General features: G+C 44.6%; 15 protein-coding genes. 9 read left to right on the top strand and 6 right to left on the bottom strand.

The window, feature by feature from the left end; all coding sequences use genetic code 11:
- Positions 1-2 precede the first annotated feature (2 nt).
- The 4 genes from G500_RS0102625 (at position 3) to G500_RS0102590 (ending at position 6,290) form a co-directional block, all read left to right on the top strand.
- Entirely contained in the window at positions 3-761 is a 759-nt protein-coding gene (locus G500_RS0102625) for a TIGR00266 family protein (protein ID WP_027001464.1), read from the top strand.
- 301 nt (positions 762-1,062) lie between these two features.
- Positions 1,063-2,970 carry a phosphoglycerate dehydrogenase gene (serA, locus tag G500_RS0102615; protein WP_027001462.1) on the top strand — a complete coding sequence of 636 codons (1,908 nt, stop codon included), beginning with the start codon at positions 1,063-1,065 and terminating at the stop codon, positions 2,968-2,970.
- Positions 2,971-3,433: 463 nt separating this feature from the next.
- Positions 3,434-5,395, top strand: a complete 1,962-nt coding sequence (locus G500_RS24725; RefSeq protein ID WP_161626063.1) for an alpha/beta fold hydrolase — start codon at positions 3,434-3,436, stop codon at positions 5,393-5,395.
- A 199-nt stretch (positions 5,396-5,594) separates the two neighbouring features.
- Complete coding sequence (locus tag G500_RS0102590) at positions 5,595-6,290, top strand: SDR family oxidoreductase (protein WP_027001460.1); 696 nt, start codon at positions 5,595-5,597, stop codon at positions 6,288-6,290.
- 329 nt (positions 6,291-6,619) lie between these two features.
- On the opposite strand, the gene pyrH is transcribed toward G500_RS0102590, so the two are convergent.
- The 4 genes from pyrH to G500_RS0102570 form a co-directional block, all read right to left on the bottom strand.
- Positions 6,620-7,339, bottom strand: coding sequence for a UMP kinase (gene pyrH, locus G500_RS0102585; protein WP_027001459.1), 720 nt, complete (start codon positions 7,337-7,339; stop codon positions 6,620-6,622).
- 75 nt (positions 7,340-7,414) lie between these two features.
- Positions 7,415-8,239, bottom strand: coding sequence for a hypothetical protein (locus G500_RS0102580; protein WP_027001458.1), 825 nt, complete (start codon positions 8,237-8,239; stop codon positions 7,415-7,417).
- 206 nt (positions 8,240-8,445) lie between these two features.
- Complete coding sequence (locus G500_RS0102575) at positions 8,446-9,060, bottom strand: TerD family protein (protein ID WP_027001457.1); 615 nt, start codon at positions 9,058-9,060, stop codon at positions 8,446-8,448.
- 79 nt (positions 9,061-9,139) lie between these two features.
- Positions 9,140-9,874 (bottom strand): RDD family protein, encoded by a 735-nt coding sequence (locus tag G500_RS0102570; protein WP_027001456.1) that lies wholly within the window; start codon positions 9,872-9,874, stop codon positions 9,140-9,142.
- 295 nt (positions 9,875-10,169) lie between these two features.
- Here G500_RS0102570 and G500_RS24720 point away from each other — a divergent pair, with 295 nt between their 5' ends.
- From G500_RS24720 to G500_RS0102540, 5 genes are all read left to right on the top strand, one after another.
- Entirely contained in the window at positions 10,170-12,041 is a 1,872-nt protein-coding gene (locus G500_RS24720; protein ID WP_051203228.1) for a stage II sporulation protein M, read from the top strand.
- 51 nt (positions 12,042-12,092) lie between these two features.
- Positions 12,093-12,848 carry a DUF4129 domain-containing protein gene (locus G500_RS0102555; protein ID WP_027001455.1) on the top strand — a complete coding sequence of 252 codons (756 nt, stop codon included), beginning with the start codon at positions 12,093-12,095 and terminating at the stop codon, positions 12,846-12,848.
- 36 nt (positions 12,849-12,884) lie between these two features.
- The gene (locus G500_RS0102550) at positions 12,885-14,363 is read left to right on the top strand and encodes a DUF4350 domain-containing protein (protein ID WP_027001454.1); all 1,479 of its coding nucleotides are present in this window, start codon (positions 12,885-12,887) and stop codon (positions 14,361-14,363) included.
- A 2-nt stretch (positions 14,364-14,365) separates the two neighbouring features.
- A complete protein-coding gene (locus G500_RS0102545; RefSeq protein ID WP_027001453.1) occupies positions 14,366-15,397 on the top strand; it encodes an AAA family ATPase in 1,032 nt (343 codons plus the stop codon).
- A 737-nt stretch (positions 15,398-16,134) separates the two neighbouring features.
- Entirely contained in the window at positions 16,135-17,118 is a 984-nt protein-coding gene (locus G500_RS0102540) for a M23 family metallopeptidase (RefSeq protein WP_027001452.1), read from the top strand.
- Positions 17,119-17,590: 472 nt separating this feature from the next.
- Here the strand turns inward: G500_RS0102540 and G500_RS0102535 are convergent, their stop codons facing one another.
- Entirely contained in the window at positions 17,591-22,477 is a 4,887-nt protein-coding gene (locus tag G500_RS0102535; RefSeq protein WP_027001451.1) for a T9SS type A sorting domain-containing protein, read from the bottom strand.
- A complete protein-coding gene (locus G500_RS0102530) occupies positions 22,446-22,814 on the bottom strand; it encodes a hypothetical protein (protein ID WP_027001450.1) in 369 nt (122 codons plus the stop codon). Before G500_RS0102530 ends, G500_RS0102535 begins: the two co-directional genes overlap by 32 nt.
- Positions 22,815-22,832 lie beyond the last annotated feature (18 nt).

The raw sequence follows: 22,832 nt of genomic DNA, 5'->3' as shown, positions 1-22,832 counted from the left end.
AAATAGACTACCGCATTATTGGCGGCGATATTCAAATAGTAGAAGTAGAGCTTGACAATGGCGAAACTGTCATTGCAGAGGCAGGTGCTATGTTGTATATGGAAGGCGGCATCAAGTCGGAAAGCAAGATGGGCGATGGCTCGAATCCAAGTCAGGGCTTTTTTGGCAAACTCATGTCGGCAGGGGCGCGTATGATAACGGGCGAATCGCTCTTTATGACACACTTCACACACGAAGGTAGTGGCAAGGGTCATGTCGCTTTTTCTGCACCTTTTCCGGGTACGGTGATGCCTGTTCATTTGAATCAGTGCAATAATAGCACGCTTATTGTTCAAAAAGATGCCTTTTTGTGTGCCGCTTTGGGTACAAAAATCTCTATTCACTTGAATAAAAAGTTAGGGGCAGGCTTTTTTGGCGGTGAGGGTTTTATCCTACAAAAATTGCAAGGCGATGGCATGGCGTTTATCCATGCAGGCGGTACGGTCATCGAGCGCACGCTCAATAACGAAACCTTGCGCGTGGATACAGGTTGCGTTGTGGCTTTTGAAGAGGGTGTCAATTACGACATTCAGCGTTCAGGCAACTTGAAATCTATGTTTGTAGGGGGCGAAGGCTTGTTTTTAGCCACTTTGAGCGGAACAGGCAGAGTCTGGATACAATCTATGCCCATTTCAAAATTAGTGCAGGCACTTTCTCCTTTTAGCGGAAATGCGACAAAAGGAAGTTCTGCCTTAGGTGCTATCGGCGACCTTTTAGACTAAGTGCGATACACGTTGAAAACAACCGAAACCCTTAGCGAGGCAACTTGCTAAGGGTTTTTTATCAGTCAGCTTAAGTTGTGTGAAAAGCCTTTTTTTGTCAAATTTATAAACCCTAAGGGTCTTTAAGACCCTTAGGGTTTGGCTCATTCGAACCTGTTTTTTAGAATTTAACATCACTGTTTTTTATGGGCTTTTCGCCTGCTTTTTCGCGCTTTTACCCAAAAAAAACGAACTTTGCACCATACGCAGACCAATAAAAACACGCCTACTCTTTTCTTTTCTCCAATCTTTTCTCTTTTTTATGACTCCTAATTCGTCTGTCAAATATTTTATCATCGACTTTGATAGCACTTTCACCAAAGTAGAGGCTATGGACGAGCTTTGCCACCTAAGCCATGCGCATAAAGCAGAAGCGGAAAAGGCGCGAAGTTTGGCGCAAATCAGCGAACTTACCCATTTGGCGATGGAAGGCAAAATTTCATTTCGCGATTCTTTACAAAAAAGGCTGCAAATCTTGGCAGCAAATCGCCGCCATTTGCCCGATTTAATTTCAATTTTGAGCGAAAAAATATCAGACTCTTTCAAACGCAATCAAGAATTTTTTAATACCTACACCGACCATATCTTGATTGTATCGAGCGGCTTTAAAGACTTTATAGAGCCTATCGTTACAACTTTTGGCGTGAAGCCTGAAAATATTTATGCTAATAGTTTTGTTTTTGATGCAGATGGAAATATTGTTGGCTTCGACGAACAAAACTTTTTATCCGAAGACAAGGGCAAAGTCAAACTGCTCAAAAGCCTCGATTTGAAAGGTGAGATTTACGTCATCGGCGATGGCTACACCGACTACGAAATCAAAGAGGCAGGCTTGGCAAACCAATTCTACGCCTTTACCGAAAATGTGCGCCGTCATTCGGTTGTGGAAGTGGCTGAAAAAGAAGTGGTTAGCTTAGACGAGTTTCTTTATATCAACAATCTGCCGCGCAATGTTTCTTTTCCTAAAAATCGCATCAAGGTTTTACTTTTAGAAGGTATCCACCAGAGGGCAGTAGATTTGATGCGTGCCGAAGGCTATCAGGTAGAATTGCTCAAAACGGCTCTAAGCGAAGACGAACTTTTGGAACGAATGGCAGAGGTTTCGATTTTGGGGATTCGTTCCAAAACACAACTAACGGCAAAGGTGATAGAAAAGGCAAATCGCCTTTTGGCGGTAGGGGCTTTTTGTATCGGCACAAATCAAATTGATTTGGAGGCTTGTACCAAAAAAGGCGTTACCGTTTTCAACGCGCCTTATAGCAACACGCGCAGTGTCGTAGAGCTTGCGATTGCCGAAATGATTATGCTCTTGCGCAATGTGCCTGCCCAAGTGATGGACATGCACAAGGGAAAATGGACAAAATCGGCTGCTAATAGTTTCGAAATTAGAGGCAAAAAATTGGGTATTGTCGGATATGGCAATATTGGCTCACAACTTTCGGTCTTGGCAGAGGCAATGGGCATGGAGGTTTATTTTTATGATATTGTCGATAGATTGGCTTTGGGAAATGCCAAACCTTGCCACTCGCTCGAAGAGCTATTAGAAAAAGCCGACATCGTAACCCTGCACGTAGATGGGCGCAAAGAAAATCAGCACTTAATTAGCCATGCCGAATTTGAGCGCATGAAAGAAGGCGTGGTGTTTTTAAATTTGGCGCGTGGTGCGGTAGTGGATATCGAAGCCTTAGTTACTTACCTACAAAATGGCAAAATCTTGGGCGCAGGGATTGATGTTTTTCCTTATGAACCCAAAAACAACAGCGAAGAATTTATTTCCCAACTTCGCCACATTCCCAACTGTATCCTAACGCCGCACGTAGGGGGCAGTACGCAGGAGGCGCAGGTAAATATCGCCCAATTTGTTCCCAATAAAATCATAGATTACATCAATGCAGGCAATACCTTTGCCAGCGTTAATTTCCCCGAATTGCAACTGCCCAAACTCAAAGATGCGCATCGTTTGATTCACATTCACCGAAACGTACCGGGTATTTTGGCAAAAATAAACCAAACCTTAGCCCAGCATCAGGTCAATATCGTGGGGCAGTATCTCAAAACCAACGAAGAAATTGGCTATGTCATTACCGATGTCAATAAAAAATACAACGAAAACGTTATCGCCGACCTAAAAAATATAGAAAACACCATTCGTTTTCGCATTTTATATTAGGCACTAAAACAGATTTGTAGGGACAAGGCTGACCTTGTCCTTTTTTATTTTTCAGACCCAACTGCTTCAAACCCGAAACGCCTTCCCTGCGCTTCGGGTTTGAAATTAAAATCTGAAAGGTACATTAAAAATCAGATGTAAGTTTTTTGTCAAAAGAAAACGCCTGCCCTTTTTCTGACTTAGGATAAGAAAGTTTTATTTTTTTTGGTAAAAAAGGGAAAACAAAGCAGGAAAAATCGAAAAAAAACGATTTTTGCGAAAAAAAAATCGTCAATCGCTTGCAAATCAGGATATTATGTTTTTACTTTGCATCAATGTTATGCAAGCATACCTTTTAAACAAAAAAAAGAAATGCCCAGCGGCGTTTGCACAACTCAAAAGGCTTTTATCTTCTAACTGCTTTGCTAACAAAACGATACAAATTTTCACACAGACACACTCAATATTCCCCTTCTTTTTACCCATGAAAAAAATTGTCCTCTCTTTGGTGGCTTTTGCCTTCTATTGCCTTGTTAGTTTTGGCGCATTTGCGCAAATAAAGGAGATAGAATTAGATGTTCCGACAGGAAACTTACCTACCACTTCACAGCTAAACACAACCCTACAACGCAGCCAAGGCGACATTTTGGGCAATGGCAGCAGCGATGCAGGCAATATTTATTACGGTGCAAATCCTACAAATCCGCGTGCAGGTGCGCCCGTTTTGGTCTTCATTCATGGCTACTCGTCGCGTGCCAGCACTTGGTGGGAAAACAACGACATGTACACACGCGCCTATAACGACGGCTACCGTACCGCCTTTGTATCCGTTCACCCCGATAAAAATATGTGGGTCAATGGACAACTTTTTCGCGACATGCTCAATACGGTTGCCAATCGCTATGGTGTTTCGCGCGTGGTAGTGGTAGCGCATAGCAAAGGTGGCTTGGATAGTGATGCCGCCTTGGTACATTACGGCGCAACAAGTCGCGTGGAGCGCGTCATTACTTTGGGTTCGCCACACTTTGGTACGCCTTTGGCAGATTTGGCGCAAAGTGGTTGGGTTTGGTGGCTTTCCAATGTTTTTGGACAGGTAAATGATGCCACTTACAGCCTGCAAACAGGCTATGCCAGCTATTTCCGCTCTCAAACGGATTCGCACCCGAACCGTCCTAATGCGCGTTTTCGTACCGTAGGCGCGTGGGGATATGGTGGAATCCTTTGGTTTTCAGGCGTTTATCTCAATCTAAATGGTGGCAGTTCTTCCACAGGTGGAAATGATGGCGTTGTGCCTTATTATAGCACCAAACGCCCCAATTCTATACACCTTTTAGGCGGACATGGCACTGCCGCAACCGATTTAGACCACAGCGAAGTGCATAAAGGGCAGTATATGTGGCAATATGTCAAGGCGAATTTGCCCACAACCCTTGCTAAGGAGCAAGCCCAAAACCTTGCGCCCGAACCAGTGAAAAACCCCAACGCCATTGTAGAGAGTTTTGTGCAGGTGATTAGCACCAAAGAAGGAAAGGCGAATTTGGTTGTAGAAAAAAATACAACAGAACTTTTGCTCGATATTCACCATCTTTCCGAAGCAGACGATTTTGTACTAATTGCGCCTAATGGCGAAACAATGCGTCCCGAAATTTTGCGCAGTGCAGAAATCGTGCAGATGGACATGTTGGGTGGCTATGTAACTACTTTGCGCTTGGAAGGCGAAAACCTACAAAGTGGCACTTACACCTTGGCAAGCCGTTTAGACGCTACGCCTTTTGTAGCCTTAGTGAATACAGGCACACAAGTTGGATTGCGACTTACTTCTGACCTAAATGACGAAAAATGGACGTATCGTGCAGGCGAACCTATCGCACTTAATTTGCAAGTTTTGGCGCATCAGCCCCTTAATGCGCAGGGTGCAAAGGTTACGGGTGTAATAAGCCTAACTTCTGATGCCGAAGGTTTTGATAGAATGACTGCCCCTACTTATGTAGTGGAATTTGAGGAAAAGGCAGGCGTTTATAGCCTTCATTTACCAAAAGGATTGCCACAAGGCTTGTATAACCTCGCCATTCACGCTGAAAACGGCAATTTTAGCAAGTCTTTGGTCAGCAGTTTTGCCGTAGTAGAAAATACCTTGCACCAATTAGGCACAAGCCAAAAAGAGGACGAAACCAAAAAAGCAAGCTCTTTGCGCTTAGAGGCGGCTTATCCAAACCCGATGAGCAGCCAAACGACAGTGGTTTTTGAAAACCAAACCTTACAAGATGTTGTCGTTTCGGTTTATGATGCCAAAGGGCGCAGAGTGGCGCAGCAAATTTTGCCAGAGCTAAACTTGGGCAAACACCAATACCAATGGCAGGCAGAAGGGGCAGAAAACGGACTTTATATCATAGAGATTCGCACCGAAAATGAACGCCTGACGCAAAAAGTCATTTTAGAAAAATAGCCTCGCGCCTATTTTTTGAGCCTTTTTGCACCTAACTAATAAACCCCAATAAACCCTAAGTGTCGTCAGTACGCTTAGGGTTTTGCCGCTCTTGGGGTTTTGTTTTCGAAAGCTTTTGGTTATCTTTGCCTATCTTCGCTTATCTTCGCTTATCTTCATTGCTTGTCTTTCTCTTTTTTCTCATTTTACTTCAAATGTTATGATAGTTGTTACGGGTGGTAGCAAAGGCATTGGCAGAGCCATTATCGAAAAATTTGCACAGAAAGGCTACCATGTCTGCACTTGCGGACGTGATAAGCAAGCCTTAGACCAGCTTAAAATGGAAATCGAGACCAAATATCAGGTTTCGCTTCACTACCGTCTTGCCGACCTATCCAAACCCAAAGACATAGAAGATTTTATTTGGTTTGTTCATTTTTTAGACCAGCCCATCGAGGTCTTGGTCAATAATGCAGGCTACTTTGTGGCAGGCTCTATCACCGAAGAACCCGCAGGCACGCTCGAAAATATGCTCAATACCAATCTTTTGAGTGCCTATCACGTTACGCGCGGTTTGGTCGGAAAGATGAAGGCACAAAAGAAAGGCGATATTTTCAATATCTGCTCTATCGCCAGCATTACAGCCTACCCGAATGGTGGCAGCTATTGTATTTCCAAATTTGCCCTTTACGGCATGACCAAAGTCTTGCGCTTAGAACTGATGCCGCACCAGATTCGCGTGGTGGCGGTCTTGCCCGGTGCTACCCTTACCGATAGTTGGGCAGGGGCAGGTTTGCCGCCTGAACGCTTCATAAAGCCGCAAGATGTGGCAAAGGCTATCTATGCCGCACACGCCCTTTCTTCACAAGCCGTTATCGAGGAAATGATTATCCGCCCTCAATTAGGCGATATTTAGACCTGAAAAATGCTTTTTGCTTTACAAATGCTGTTTCTCTGTTGCCAAAAGTAGGGACAAATAAAAAGCGCGAAGTCGAAACTTCGCGCTTTTTTTAGGTCAGAAAGAACGCAATAACGCAGTGAGGTTAAATTCTAAAAATTAGATTCAAATGAGCCAAACCCTAAGGGTCTTAAAGACCCTTAGGGTTTATAAATTTGACAAAACAAGGCTTTTTACAGAACTTAACATTACTTGATAACACCGTTGCGCTCTATTTTGAAAGCCTTTTGGGGTTGAAAGCGTTTTGATATTTGTAACGTCTTAGAAAGAGAAGTCTGTATTTTCGTTTAGTATTCTGTAATGAGCGTGCCTACGGCTTCGCCTTGCAAGACCTTTAATAAGTTGCCGGGCGTGTTCATATCGAAGACAATGATAGGCAGATTGTTTTCGCGGCAGAGGGTAAAGGCGGTCATGTCCATGACGTTGAGTCCTTGTTGATAGACCTGCTCGAAGGAAATATTTTCATAGCGCACAGCTTCGGGATTTTTTTCAGGGTCGGCAGAATAAACGCCATCTACGCGCGTACCTTTCAAGACCACGTCTGCACCAATTTCTATGGCGCGAAGCGAAGCGGCAGAGTCGGTAGTGAAGTAGGGGCTACCCAAGCCTGCGGCAAAAATGACGACTCTATTTTTTTCTAAGTGGCGAATGGCGCGACGGCGAATGTAAGGCTCGCAAATTTGCTCCATCTTGATTCCCGACATCAGGCGCGTATAAACACCCATCTGCTCTAAGGCAGATTGTATCGCCATCGCATTGATAACGGTAGCAAGCATGCCCATGTAATCGCCCTGTACGCGGTCTATGCCTACATTATCCGACTGTACGCCTCTAAAAATGTTGCCGCCCCCAATCACGACCGCCACTTGGATTCCATTTTCTACGGCGTTCTTGATTTCTAAGGCATATTGCTCTAAGCGGCTCGGCTCGATGCCAAATTGTTGTGTTCCCATGAGGGCTTCGCCGCTTAATTTGAGCAGCACCCGTCTATAGCGTTTGTAAGTCATGGTAGAATTGGGGTAAGGATTTAAAAAGTTATCAAAAAAAGGCAAGCCAGAAGCTCACCTTCAAATATTGCGATATTACTGAACTTCGAAAGTAGTCGTACCGATAAGTAGCTCGTCTGCCCAAATTTCGAGGCGAAAGAAGCCTCGTTCCTCCGACAAATGCTCATAAACAAAGGTGAGCATTTGGTCTGTTTGGGTATAATGAAAATACTGCTGGGCAGTGCAGGCGTGAGGGACATTGGCAGATTGAAGGAGCTTTCCACTCGGACTTAATACTTTCAGACATATATTCTTCTGCCCGATTCCTACCTTAGAAGTGGCGCGAATCAGAGCCTTGATGCGGATTTTGGCGTATAAAATTTGTAGCGGTTTTTTCAAATTGAGAAGCGAATCGCCTTCATAGAGCATAATCGGCTCGGCTTGTAGGTTTAGCGGTTCTAAATCGCCTCTTTTCGATTGTAGGCTATCGCGCAAGGTTTGGCTTTCGCGTTTCATATTTTGAATCAGGACATCTCTTTGTGCCAATTCTGCCTCATATAGTTTGAGCTTTTCTTTGAGCAACTTGTAGTTTTGCGTCGTCAGTGCGTTGCTATGGGTGAGGGTCACGATTTCTTGGCGCAAGGAAGTTTGCAGATTTTTGAGTTGCTCGATGTCCTCGCCCATCTGTTTGAGAAGCGATTGTCGGAAGTCAATTTCGCGTTGTAGGGAGTCGTAGGCGTGTTTGAGAGCTAAAAGTTCCTGATTTTTGTTGGTATTTTCCTGCCACGCACTTTTGAGGTCTTGATTGAGATACCACGTGTAAATTCCTAAAAAAAGAAGCCCAAAGACCAAAAGCAGTATGAACCACCTTAGTCTTTGCAGACGCTGCGAATGGAAATCATCGGGGAGGGGCGCAGACATGGGAACGGGCTTAGAATAGAGGCAACCTAATCACGACGATTGCCGACGTGCAATTTTTAAGACTTCAAAACAAAAACAGCCCATAAAGTGAAGTGCTTTACAAAACGCAACACCCTTTTCAGGCTTTCATGGCAAAGATACGAAAAAAAAGCAGAGCTACAAATTAGGGTGCAGTTCTATTAGTGCTTCTATGTAGGTTTCGCCTTTCAAAGGTAGCGTTCCTTGATAAGCGCAACGGTATTGAGGAGTTTGGCGGCTTCTACGCCTTCGCCTATGGTATAAAATCGCCAATCTTGCCCGCGTCGGAATAGTTTGCCCATCACCATCGCGACTTTGCCATGAAAGGCGGCATTGGCAGCTACATCAAAACTACCCAAGAGATTTTCTACCTGATTGGGCGCAGAGGCTGTGTAGATGCGGATTTGGGTATAGGGAATGTCCGAAAAATCTGTCTGACTGCTGCTTTGGACAAAGAAAAAGAGCTGACTTATCGAGGGATTAAGGCGCGTAAGGTCTAAGACAATGGTTTCGTTATCGTTTTGGTCGCTACTAAGGGTCTTGTCGCCTGTGGTATCGTCGCCAGAGTGAGAGATTGCACCATCTTTCGAGTGAGGCTTATTGGGGTAGATAAGGTCGAGCATTTCGCCTTGCTCATCAAAAAGAGCCGCGCCTAAGTCTAAATTCACCCCTTCCCAAGTAGGCACTAAGCCCAAAAAACGCTTCTTCTTCACAATCGCGCCCCAATTTACCCCAATGCAGAGTTTGGGTTGGGTTGCTAAAACGTCAATCGTGCTGCCTTTGTGTAGGATAGGAATTTGCATAGAATACGCAAGAGAGGTAAAAAAGGAAAAAATCGAGGTAGGCTTGCTTTAAAAGCATACTTTATCTTACAAAAGTGCTTTATCGCGTCATGAACACATACTCTTCCAAAACTGCTTCTAAAAAGCGCACAGGCTCTTGTGGCACTTTGCTAAGTTTTAGCTTTTGTGCAATCGTCTGGGCTGCTTCCTTCAAAAGGGTCTGATGTGTTGGCGAGGGGTTTTTATAGTAGCGAGCGAGTAAGTTTTTGATGAGCATCATCTCTTGGTCGTTGAAGGCGATAAGATTGGGGTACAAAAATTCGCGCTCCTGCTCCTTGTTTTCTTCCTTAAAAACGCGCCCTTTGTGTTGGTTGCCTTCGGGTTGGAGCTTGACTACGAGCGTGCCTGCCAAGACATCGCCCAAACGTTGCTTGTTTTCCGAAGTCAGAATGAGGGTAGCGGCTAAGGCGGTAAAGGAAAAACTAACATCAATCATTCTAAAAGCCCAACGAAGCAAAAAATCGTCGGCAGAGGGCAAATCGCCATTAAACTTGACCACTTTGAGGCGCATGATTTTTTTGCCTATGCTCTGTCCCTGCCAAAGAATTTCTAAGGCTAAATGGTAAAAAACAAAGAAGGGGACTACCAATAAAAAATAGACATATACAAACCAATCGCTATCTTGAAGCAAAATGCCCATCAGAGTACCGATAAGCGAAATCCAAGCGATAATTACGATAAAATCGATGAAATAAGCCACTGCCCTTTCGAGGGAAGAAGCCAAGCCTACTTCAATGGTTACATTCTGCGGAGTTTTTAAATAAACTGTTGCCATTTTTTTGTATTTCTATTTGAAAACGGAAAAAAACACGACTAAGATTTGGGCTTTCTAAAAAAATGACTATATTTACAATCCCGACGCTACTGCCTACTATGCGCCGCAAGTATAGGCGTAAAAATAGCCACAGCCGAATTAAAAATCAGGCTCTGCCGTCTTCAAAGATAAGACTTTTTTTCAAATTTATCGTTCTTGGGCTTTTTTTTTCGCTCTTTTTCGTAATTTGTCGGGGAAAGACTATTTCAAGCCGCTTTGCTTTCCAATTTCCTAAGCCGCCCAAATTTTACTTTTTATGCGCGAAAATGAATTTATCCGTCAGAACAAGTCTAAATGGCTGCATTTCGAGAACCTACTTGTACAAAAACACAAAGACCCTGACGAATTAGCCGAGCATTTTATTAAAGTTACAGACGACCTTTCTTATGCGCGTACCTTCTACCGTCATCGCGTTATTTCGGTCTATCTAAATGGTTTGGCGCAGCGCGTCTTCAACCAACTTTTCCGCTATCGCAGCAAAGAGCAGGGCAGTTTTGTGCGTTTCTGGACACACGATTTGCCTTTGGCAAACTACCACATTCGCTATGAACTTCTCATTTCTTTTGTCGTCTTTGCCTTAGCGTTTTGTATCGGCGTGCTTTCCAATCAGGAGTCTGACGGCTTTGCGCGTTTGATTTTGGGTGATGCCTATATCAATATGACCGAATCGAATATCTCACAAGGCGACCCTATGGCGGTCTATAAAGATAGCCAAAAAGTCAATATGTTTTTGGGCATTACGCTCAATAACGTCCGCATTGCCTTTATGGTCTTTGTCTTGGGCGCATTGGGCGGAATTGGCACTTTGGCGATTCTGATAAAAAATGGCGTAATGGTGGGCGTTTTTCAGCACTTTTTCTATCAAAAAGGCGTGTTTTTAGAGTCCTTTGCCACAATTTGGGTGCATGGCACGCTCGAAATTTTAGCCATTATCGTAGTAGGGGGCGCAGGCATGACCCTAAGCAGGGGGCTATTTTTCCCCAACTCTTACACGCGCCTACAAAGTTTTCAGATGGCGGCACGTCGCTCGATAAAGGTCATTATGGGCATTGTGCCTGTCTTTGTGGTGGCGGCTTTTATAGAAAGTTTCGTTACGCGCTACACCGAACTTTCCTATACCATACGCTTTATGATTATCATTAGCTCCTTGCTTTTTATGATTTTCTACTTCGTATTTTATCCGTTTTGGGTGGCACGCCGCCTTTCAGCGCAGGAGCGTACCGAAACACAGCCTGCTTATCAGCCTCAAAGCGTGTTTAAATACTACCAAATCCGCTCGGCGCGTCAGCTCATCAAAGATACTTTTACTTTCTATAAAAAACACATTGGTTTTTATCTCAAAGTGTTCGCGCTGGTAGTTTTTCCACTTTCCTTTTTGCAAATGTATCAAATTAGTGCGCGAGAGTTAGCCGACAAAGACTTCTTCTTCTTTTTCTTGGAAAGTGAAGGCTATTTTGTGCATTACCTCAAACTTATCTTCGGTTTGGCGATGAAGCCTTGGGCGCATTTTGGGGTGTATCAGGCTCTTAATACGCTCCTTTGGCTGCTTAGTAGTCTGCTTTTTCTGTTTCATATCGAGCAAAAGACACTGCGCCCTGACCTTCCTTTGGGTTGGAATCAAGGCACGCTGCAAATTGTAGGTAAATTTTTGGCTACAAAAGGGCTTTTGGTGTTTGCCACTTTGCTCCTTGTCAAATTGCTTGTCTTGATAAGTGCCGCTTGGATTTGGGTTGTTTTTCCCCTACTTTCCACTATCTTGGCTTTTTGGGTGGCAGAGCGCAATGCCTTTTCTTTTTGGAAAGGTAACGTGCTAAAAGGTGGTTTCTACTTGGCTTTCCTGCTTGTTTTGGTGGGTTTCTACCTGCTGCTTTTGGGTTCGCCCCTGCTTTATCTGCTCTATGATAGCCTGATTTCGATATTGGGCTTGGGCAATACGGGGCAGACCAACTTGCTTTTGCAAGCCTGCGTAGTTGCTTTTGCACAGGCGAGTTTTTTTGTGGCTTATCCGCTTTTCATTATTGCCATGCGCCTGCTCTATGGTTCGGAAGTGGAAAAAAGCGAAAGCCTGACTTTGCAGCGCGAACTTTCCGACTTTCATTTTCGCCATCAACCCAAAGAATGGGAGTAGCAATTTTTGGTCTAAGGGTGTTCTAATTACAGTCTAAAAAAGTATCTTCTTATGCGTTTTTCTCTATTAAGTCCTGATTTTTTGGCTTCTTTTTGGCGCAGGTTTTTCCTTCTGGCTCTTTTCTGCACGCTTGCGCTGCCTCTTTTGGCACAAAAAGCCACACGCCTCGAAGGTTCGCCCTATGTTTTGGGCAAAGAAAGCCTAAAACAAGCCACTTGGGAAAAGGCGATTGAAGGCATCGATTACACGCCGCCCGAAAAGAAAAAAACAGATGGAGGAGAAAACATAAATCTTCCTACTTGGCAACCAAAGTGGGACGCTTTTGATGCGCTGCCTTTTTTGAAGCCGCTTTTGGTAATTTCTATCTCCGCGCTGCTTTTGGGGATTATTTTTTGGCTGGTTTTGCAAAATTGGGGCAAATACAATAAGCGCAACCGCCAACAGATTCAGTTCGACTTCGAGCAGGAAGTAGATGTTAAGAAGGTGAATTGGAGCGATTTAGAGTACCTTTTGCAGCAAGCCCTTCAAAATCAGAACCATCGCATTGCCTTGCGCCTTTTGTTTCTGATTTTACTAAAAAAATTGCAAGAGAATGGCTATCTCAAAACGGCAAAAGGCTTTTCAAACGCCCAATATCTACAACAGATGCAGCATCAAGTCGAGCTTTATGATACCTTTGCTTACCTTTTGCGCTGTTACGAATGGGTTTGGTATGGTGAGCGTAGTCTCTCCGCTCATCAATTTGAAGCCCTCAAAAATCAATGGGACAGCTTTTTGGCACAAATCAAACCCCTACAACAGGTCTGATACACTTTCTAATGACCTTTTAATGCTTTGAATGGTATGAAAAATAAAGGATTTATTTTACCGCTTTTTATTTTTATTATCGCACTACTAACGGTAGTGTCGATTTTCGTTTTGCCAAACTTTAATACAAATAAAAATTTAGATTGGGACGAAGATTACCACAAGAGTAGCAAGCAGCCCTACGGCACTTATATTCTGCACCAAATTTTGCCCGAAGCTTTTGGCAGCGGCGAACTAACCGAAATAGACGATACTTTGGGCGTTTTTTTTGTGGAAAATGAAATGCCAAAAAATACCAATTATGTCTTTGTGGGAAACCACTACAACACACACGAAAGAGAGATGGAGCTACTCTTCGAGTATGTGGGGGCAGGCAATGAGGCTTTTATCAGCAGTGAAGGCTTTTTAGACTATCAATTTATCAATTTTTATCAAGATAAAATTGTCCAAAATCCGCAAATGGTGGAGGCAGACTTTGCCGCTGCGCTTGGTTCGGCGGCAGCCGTTGGGAGCGATTTGATAACAACTTTGAATCAGATGACAGGTGCAACCTTAGAAAATGTGCCTGCCGACCGTTTGGGTTTGTATTTGCCCGAAGTTCGAAAAGGGCGCGTTGCCGCTTATGAGCGCGTTCTTTATTTTGAAAAACAGACCATTACACACACTTCTGTCTTTACGCCTGCCACACAAGAATATCCTGACGTGCGCTTTTTGGGTGGTATCAAGGTAGAAGAAGCCGCCTTCGAGCTTCTCGATAAAGGCGAATATACGGAAGAAACAAAAGAAGTGGAAAAACGCGGCTATAATGTTGATTTGAGCAAAGCCTACAAAGCCGACCAAACCTTATTGTATAATTTTGTCCGCTTTCGCTATGGAAAAGGGCATTTTTATATCCATACCTTCCCACAAGCCTTCGCAAACCACCAACTTCTCAAAGCCGAAGGCTACGATTATGTAAAGGCTATTTTTTCGCATCTGCCCCAGCAGAAAACCTATTGGGACGAGCGCAGCAAATTCTACAAACAGCCGCCTTCCCAAGTGCCTTTCACCCGTTATGAAAGCAAGGAGTTGAGCTATATCCTTTCGCAGCCGCCTCTGAAATTTGCCTATTACACTTTGTTGATAGCGGCATTGCTCTACATCTTTTTTGCAGGAAAGCGAAAGCAGCGCATTATCCCCATTTTAGAAGAAAAAACCAATACCTCTTTGGAATTTGCCAAAACCGTAGGCACGCTCTATTTTCAGGAGCAAGACCATGTCAGATTGGCAGAGCTAAAAATCAAACTCTTTTGGGACTTTGTGCGAAACAAATACCAAATAGAAACGCAGGTACGCAATCCAGATTTTTACAGAAAATTGGCACAGAAGGCGCAAATTTCCGAAACCTACCTTAGTCAGATTCAGAAATTGATAGAGGTAGTAGAGCGTGCGCGTCAGGCACGGATTCAGATTTCGGCAGAAAAACTCATGGCGTTGCATGAACACTTAACCTATTTTTACAAAAAATCAAAATAAAAATGACAGACGAGCCACAAGCGAACCCCGAAAATAGCCCCTTAGAGGAAAACAACCAAACCGACCAATCGTGGCAGACTGCCCAGATTGATAGCCAGCGCATCGAGCTACTGATACGGCGCATCAAGACCCAAATCCACCAATACGTCGTAGGGCAGGAAAAGATGGTAGAGCAGCTTTTGGTAGCACTCATCACAGGCGGACACGTCTTGATTGAAGGCGTACCCGGTATTGCCAAGACGCTCACAACCAAACTTTTAGCCAAGAGCATCAATACCAACTTTTCGCGGATTCAATTTACGCCCGATTTAATGCCTACCGACATCATTGGCACTTCGGTCTATAACCTCAAAACAAGCGAATTTAATTTTGTTTCGGGTCCCATTTTTTCCAATTTGGTACTTATCGACGAAATCAATCGCGCTCCCGCCAAAACGCAGGCAGCCCTCTTCGAGGTCATGGAGGAAAAACAAGTAACCGTAGATGGGAAAACGTATCGCATGGAAGAGCCTTTTTTTGTCATGGCAACGCAAAATCCCATCGAGCAGGAAGGAACTTATCGCCTACCCGAAGCGCAATTAGACCGTTTCCTCTTTCGCATCAAAATTCACTATCCCGAACTGCACGAGGAAAAGCAAATCTTGGAACGCTTTAAAAATCAGTTTCAGCCCAACTTAGATACCTTCGAGGCAGTAGTGGAAAGCGGTGAGATTGCTTTGTGCCGCAAAATGGCAGAGCAGGTCTTTGTCAAACAAGATTTAATAGATTATATCGCCGAAATTGTCTATCAGACACGACACAATGGCGCACTCTATTTGGGTGCTTCGCCACGCGCTTCTTTGGCTATCTTGCGCAGTGCCAAGACCTTAGCCGCCATGAGAGGACGCGACTTTGTTACCCCCGACGACATTCAAGAAATGGCATATCCTGTTCTCAATCACCGCATTATCCTAAGCCCCGAAAAGGAAATGGAAGGGCTGCAAAGTGAGGACATTGTCAAGCAAATTATACAAAAAATAGAAGTGCCGCGCTAAATTCCCGCACTAAATTTCTAAGATGCACACAAACTTTTGCCTAACGCTTTATCTAATAATACCTTATCGAACTTGGGTCTTGTATTTCGGTAGGATTTAGGGCAGAAAATTGCAACACCCCTAAGTGGCTCGCCTTTACTTTTTTAGAAAGAAGCAAGCTACTTAGGTTTTTAAATTGCACTTTTTTGAGTTTAACTAAAAATAAAGCAAGAACGTTTCGTTTTTTTTGAGCCTAAAAATTACATGCCCGCTTTTATTTCAGAAAAAAAGTGTTACTTGCAGCGCAAGCATGAAAGTATTGCTTACTTGCCCTTATCTAACCTAATTTCAAGTAGGTGAAAGGGGACATAAAAAGGCTTTCATTTTCAGCCAATTATAGGAAAAGGTATAATCCAGTTTGAAAGCTCAATAAAAACTTGGTTTGCTTTTTGCAAGAAAGGCTGCTTAAAGTAGCATGGTTGTGAAAATTCTTTAAAATGACACAATCCTCGCGCTTGCTCGGCATCTGTCTTTATGACGGGGCAGGTGGAAAACAAACCGCTTCCGACACACGCCACAAAAAATAAGAAAATAAGGCTTTCGGTCTGATGACCCTAAAAAAGCTAAAAAGGTTGGCACTTGTGTTAGAAAAAGTTGAAATCTTACCTCGCCATCATCGCTTCTTTTGCAAATGAAAAGGGTAGCTTGTGTTTGATAACATTTTTGCACCCTTGTTTCGTACCAACCTCAAAAACTACATGGCACGAATAAAGTATTACTACGACACAGAAACCTGCCGTTATGAGCGGGTCAAGACGACGAAATCTGACGTTATTTTCAATATATTAGGCTTTCTTGCCGTTTCTGCCCTCTTTGCTGTGGGATTAACGATGCTCTATGTCTATTTGTTCCCTTCCGAAAAAGAAAGGCTATTGGCACAAGAAAACCGCGAACTTTTGCTCAAATACCAGCTTTTAGACCAAGAGTTGAAATCCGCTTCGGTGATGATGCAAGAATTGCAGGAGCGCGACAACAAACTCTATCGTGCTATCTTCGAAGCCGACCCTATCCCGATGGAAATGCGAAAAGGCGGTACAGGGGGCGCAAAACGCTATCAGGAGCTACTCTCCGAAGGGCTTTTCAATCAGAACCTAATTATTGGAACAGCGCAGAAGATAGACCAACTCAAACGCCAAATGTATATCCAGACCAAATCCTATGATGAGTTGGTTACTTTGGCACAAAATAAAGCCCAAATGTTGGCTGCCATTCCAGCCATTCAACCTGTGCAGAAAAAACACCTGACGAGTTTTGCCTCTGGTTTCGGCATGCGCACACACCCCATCTACAAAGTTAAGAAAATGCACACAGGTTGCGACTTGGCTGCGCCTACGGGTACGCCCGTCTATGCCACAGGCGATGGGGTTGTCATTTCGGCAGGCTGGCACAGTGGTTACGGTCAGAGCATAGAAATAGACCACGGCTACGGCTATGTAACGCGCTATGCGCACCTTTCTAAAATAGACGTAAAAAGAGGGGCTAAAATCAAGCGCGGGCATCTAATTGGAAAAGTAGGAAGTACAGGACTTTCTGTATCCCCACACTTGCACTACGAGGTGTTGCACAACGGCAAGTTTGTCAATCCTGTCAATTACTTCTTCAACGACCTGACTCCACAAGAATTTAATGAACTTTTAGAAATATCAAGCCGTGAAGGACAATCCTTAGGGGGCGGACACTAAGAACTTTGCAAGAGGTAGCCTCAATTTTTTCCTAACTTTCTGGCTCATTTTCTACAAATCATCAATACACCACATCAACATATCATCAATATATCATCAATATATCATCAATAAGGCTTCAAATTGAAAGGACAAACTTTTAAAGTTTGTTCTTTTTTTTGTCCTTGTGGCTAAAAAGGCGTGTTTGGGGAAAGATAAAAGCCCATAAGGTTAGGTGCAAAAGCCTTTTTGGGGCTGAATACACAGTTTTATTTCAATCTCACTACGAACAAGGCAATGCCCTACATTTGCACCTAATTTTTAGAATTTGACACAAATGCCCCTTAGTTTTTTGCGTTTGTTTGATGGCTACCCTGCTCCATTGTTTGCTATTTTTCTATACAAAAAAACCACGAGGTTCGCTCGCGGTTTTTTTGGGTGCGCCCTAAACAAGTAGGCTTGCAAAGGGCTATGAAACTGTAACGCTTGTGTTTTATTGTACGACTACAAATTTGAGTACCTGTTCGCCTTGTGCATTTTTGAAGCGGACAAAATAAGTGCCTGCTGCAAGGTTTTCTATCTTGACCTGCAAAGGTGCATTGGGTTCTACCTTGCCTTCCAAAAGTGTATTCCCCAAAACGTTGAGGATTTGGAAGTCGGCAGCCTCTGTACCACTCAAAGTAACTTCCCCTTTGGTAGGGTTGGGGTAGAGTTGGAAAAGCGCGGATTCTAATTCGCTATTTCGGCTCACCTCCACTACTTTCGAGTAGAAAATCTTGCCACTATTTTCCACACCTTTGATGCGATAATACTCTATTTTTTGTGGTTTGGTATGATGGAAAGCATAATGGTTTGCTTGATTGCTTTGTTTGCTTTGGCTCAAAAGGGTTGTGAGCGTTTCCCATTGTGCTGCCTCTCCATTACCTTTTACAAGTCTTTCCACTTCATAGCTTGCAACATCAGACTCTAAGACCGTCCAAACAATTTCATTATAGCTCGCCTTTTCTTTTCCTGCCACTTCTAACCAAGAGATAGGCAAAACGATATTTGGGGCAGCATAAAATTCTTGCGCTTCACAAAGACAATACTCGTTGGGTTGTGCAGGGTTTTGTACCTGATTGATGCTCACGATTACGCCATTGGTTTCAGGGCAGGCAGCGTTGGGAAAGAGATTGGGGAAAGGCACACTTACCAAATTGTAACTTCCGCCCGCAGGAATGGTTACGTTGAGCTGAATTGTGCCAAAATCGAAATCGCCTGCATCAGGGCTAAGACTTGCGTTGTTATCGCAAACCATCGCAAGAGTGAGGGTTTCGGTCAAATCTGCCGTACCATTATTTAGAATTGTACCCGTTAGCTCGGCTTGGTAAAATCCAAAAGGCGCGGGTTGCCATTGCAGATAGACCTCTGTAACGGTCAAATCGGCATTGGGGCGGATAATGGCAATATTGGCAGCGTTTGTAGAGCCTGTGGGGATAAGCACGCTGGGACAATTTGTACCTGTAAAGGCGCAGAAAAGTTCTTCTTCTACTACCGTAGAGGCAGGCATGGTCGTCGGACTCATACAAGCGGCATTGGTAGCATCTAAATCGAAGCTAAAACGCATGCGCGAACCATTTGGCACGCCTGCTTGCAGGCGGAAGCGCAAGCGAGTTGCGCCTCCTCCCAAAGGAAGCACCGTTAGGTCTGCTACGGCAGGCATGTTTTCTATGGCGGTATAATTTCCACCATAAGCCACGCCCGGTGGCAGGTCTAAGACATAAAAATCTTGTGCCGCTGTTGGGTCTAATCCCAAATTCTGAATATTGACCGAAAGATTGCGGTGCGTATCGCAGTTATCGATGAGTAGGTCGTTGTTTTCATAGGTGATAACCGTATTGTAAGGACGAACTGCACCTAAAATCGAGGGCTGTGGCGAATTAAGCAGCGGCGTTTGAATCGTGCCACCGCACATGCGCTGTGCAGAAGCGCGGAAAGAGACCGTTCCACTCACAAAATCGCAATTTAGGCGCGTTTTAAATCGAATCGTAATGCGGCTCGAATCGAGGCTATTGTTGGCATCACTGACACCCGGAAAGGCTGCCGTTCCTGCAAAGGGCGCGATAATCGTATTGAAGTCCCAAGTGCGCGTTGTACCTGCACCTGCGGGGTCGGCTAAGGGTACAAAAGCGGCAGAGTTGGGGTAGCGAATTTCGCCCGTTCCGCTCACGTAGGTAAGCCCTGCGGTAGGGAAAAAGAGCGTTCCTTGCAAATTGCGTAAATACTGCAAGTCGCCGTTGGAGATTTCTACCTCGTAGTCTATCTCATCACAAATCCCCACAGGGTCGGTGGTGCTGGGTGTGATAGAAGCCAAAATAGCGGCAGGCTTGACATCAATCTGCATGTTGCGCGTCGTTACGTTAGTCGTGCAGGTCAGATTATCGGGGTCGGTAGGATAGCCAAAACAACTCCAAGCAGTTTTGACCTCTACGCTAAAAGGTGAGCAACTTGTGTATCGGTACTCGATGCGGTAGCGGCGCGTCGTATTGCGCGGACGGTCGCCCACTTGCGCCCAATACTTCCCTGCACCGTAATTTAGGACAGGCACATTGAAGGGCGCACCCGTAATGTCGGTAATGCGGTCGACGATAATATTGGGGTGGTCTATGGCAAACCAAACATTATTTGACGTAAGGTTGGGATTGAGCGGTGTGGTGATGCTCATCTCAAAGCTCTCAAAATTATTGAAAGCCTCATCTATTTCACCTACAGGCAAACCGATACTTAGGCTATGAAAATCAATCGTATAGTCGATGTTGCGCGTGCGCTGTGCATTTAGGTTTTTGTCTGATACATCATGGGCGTAATCTCTATCCACAAAACGCCAAATGGTTTGGAAAGGCGTAGTGGGCAAATTACAGGTGAGCGGACGCACGCGGACACGCAAACGGTGCCATCTGCCATTTCCGCTTGTTTTATCTAAAAAAGTCCAGTTGTTTTCTGTAAAAGTAATCGTATTTCCCGTTATCACACCTGTATATGGTTCATTAACAGTGGCTACGCCGGGTGCAGGCTGTATTTCTCCTATCCAACGTCCGATATTAGATTCAAACTCAAATTCTGGTGGAATATTGATGATAATTTCAGTAGGGTGCGTATAATTTCTAAACTCATTTGGATAGTCGTCGCCTGAATTAGTGTCATGCACAAGGTCAATATTCAAATCTACAACTCCGCAATTATTGCGTGTAAAAGAAGCTGGATTGAGATAGATATTCGGTCTATGCGTTTGGAAATCTTCGCGCACCGAATTACATGCCCTTTCTACGTTGGCAGGAGTGAGGGCAAAAAAGCGTCCTCTCAAATTGGCAAGGTTGGTAGGGGTAGTGGGGTGGTCGTTGGTAATGGTTACTTTCAAATCGCCACTAATCTCTATTCTATCGCTGGCATCAAAGGTGAAACCTGCGGGAAAGCCTCCCGCCGCACCAATGAGGCTGCCCCATTCATAACGCAAGCGCTGGTTTCCTGCGGCAATCGTCTGAACAGGGTCGGCAAGGGTCAGGTTGTAGGTCGTGCCTGTGCTGGCATCAAAATATTCCAATGTCGCGCTACCTGATACGAAATCAAAGGCAGAAAAAGGCGTTGTGTAAGTAATTTCAAAAAAGGAATTGTCCCAGCCGCTGTTTCGTACTGCCCCTTCTGCCGTAAAACGAACAATGTCGGTAGCCATTGCCCTATCCAAGCGCATGGTACATTCGTTAGGGGTCGCCAAAGTGGTTTTGGTGCGGTCTGTCCAGCCCATAGTAGTACGACGCATTTTAAAGTCGCGCGTGAGCAGTCCGTCATTACAGTTTAAGCAGTTTTTAGTGGCAAAATTGATAGAGCCACATTCCAACTGTTCCACACAGCCGCAATTATTGTCGCAAACATATTCAAAGAAATAAGGAATGGGAGCAGCAGGATTGAAACCCGGAACAGAACAGTCCATTTCTATATTGAAGACCAAAGTCAAATCATTAAAGCGGCGAAAGGTGCGCGGATTGATACCGTTGGTAAAGCCAAAGGGTGCTAAGTTGGGTCTGATGATGTAGTTTAAAGGGTCGGAAGTAATGTCCAAATCTACATTGACCGTCAAGCAGGGGTCAAAACTCGCTACATTCGTGATGGTATAGCCCGGTATGCGCGGAATACGCAGGTAAAGGTCGTCGGTCTGGCACTGCAAATTGCGGTACTCAAAATCCATAGAAAGCGATACCGTAACGGGAACGCCCTCTTCTATGATAGCAGGAATGACATTGGCATTAGGGGCGCGGTTGTCTTTTCTAAGTGTGAAAACGCTGGTAGCATCACCATTATCATTCAAAACATTGCAACTATACGAATTGCCCGCAGTGGCGGCGCACTGGTCAGAATTATATAAAACCAAAGATTTGAGCCTTTGGGTAGCATAGTCTGCCTCGCAGGTGGTAGCGCAATTATGGCGCACGCGGAAGGTAAATTCTACCACACCGCCCACAGGCAAGTCATCAAATAAGCCATCGCCATCTTCGTCTGTAAGCCCCATGACAGGTGCGGCATAGGCAGTAGGATATTGATAGCCATCAGCCGCTGCTGCAATCGTAGGCGCGAAAGGCGTGCCGCCGATGGCAAAGTCGAGGATTTCTATATCGTTTCGGCGAGCAGGAATGGTGTTGTTGTTGTTATTATTCGTAACCCAACCAAAACGAAAGTCTAAATCGTAGGCGATACCCGTTCCTGCAATCGTACCCGTAGAAGTGTTCTCGAAACGCACCGTAATAAGGTCGCTATCATTACAAGTAGAAGGATAATTTCCGCGCAAAAGGGTCGTCGTGATTTGAGGACGCTCCGTAGTAGGTTGTACCTGTGCAATGCGGCTATTGGTCTGACAAGTAGCTCCGTCGCAGCCCCAACTGACGACAAAATTTTCATCGGTACAGCCTGTACAAGTGCTAATGGTTTCGGTCAGAACCAAACTTATCGTTTCGTTAGGGTCTAAAAAGTTGTCGTTATTGCCAATCGCAGCAAAGTTTGCGCCTGCAAAACTAACTGTTGTGCCTACCAAAGTTCCCACTGAAACGCTATTGACTGTGCCGCAAAGCGTTTGGAGTTGTAGCTCAAAATTTGCCAAACGCCCTACGCCATTGTTTGTAATTTCGATGGTTCTATCAAAAGGCAAACCCGCACCGTAAGCAATCGGGGTAGGCGAAATGTTGGAAATCGCCAGCGAAGGCGCAAGCACATTATAGACAGGACTCAAAACACTTTCATCATAGCCATTTTGGTCGGTTACGGTGATGCTATTCTGAAAATTCCCTGCAAAGCCCAAAGAGGCACATTTGGCGGCAAGCCTAACGGTAAAGCGCACACTTTCCCCCCCCATTCAAGTCGGGCAGCGCAAAAACAATAGAGGCAGGATTGGAAATATCATCTTCGCTTACATTGCCCCCGGGCGTTGCTAAGGTCGTTACAGAGCCTACTTCATACAAAATGCCCGGTGGTAGGTCTAAGGTTAAAACATTGCCCTCGGCAGGATTGACTACAATATTGCCCACTTCAATCGTAAAAGTTTGTGCCTCGTCACAGGCTACGACATTGAGAGGCGAAAGGAGGTTGAAGTCAAAATCAGGGTCTTGTGCAAAAGTATTAAAAAAAGGAAAGATGCACAAGACGAGCCACACAAGACTCATTTTGTGCCAAAATTTGAAGTTGAGAATCATAAAAAGGCGTTTGTAGAT

The organism is Hugenholtzia roseola DSM 9546 (genome assembly GCF_000422585.1).
Lineage (GTDB): Bacteria > Bacteroidota > Bacteroidia > Cytophagales > Bernardetiaceae > Hugenholtzia > Hugenholtzia roseola.
Note: the sequence above shows the minus strand (reverse complement) of the source record. Positions and strands in the feature narration are given on the sequence as shown.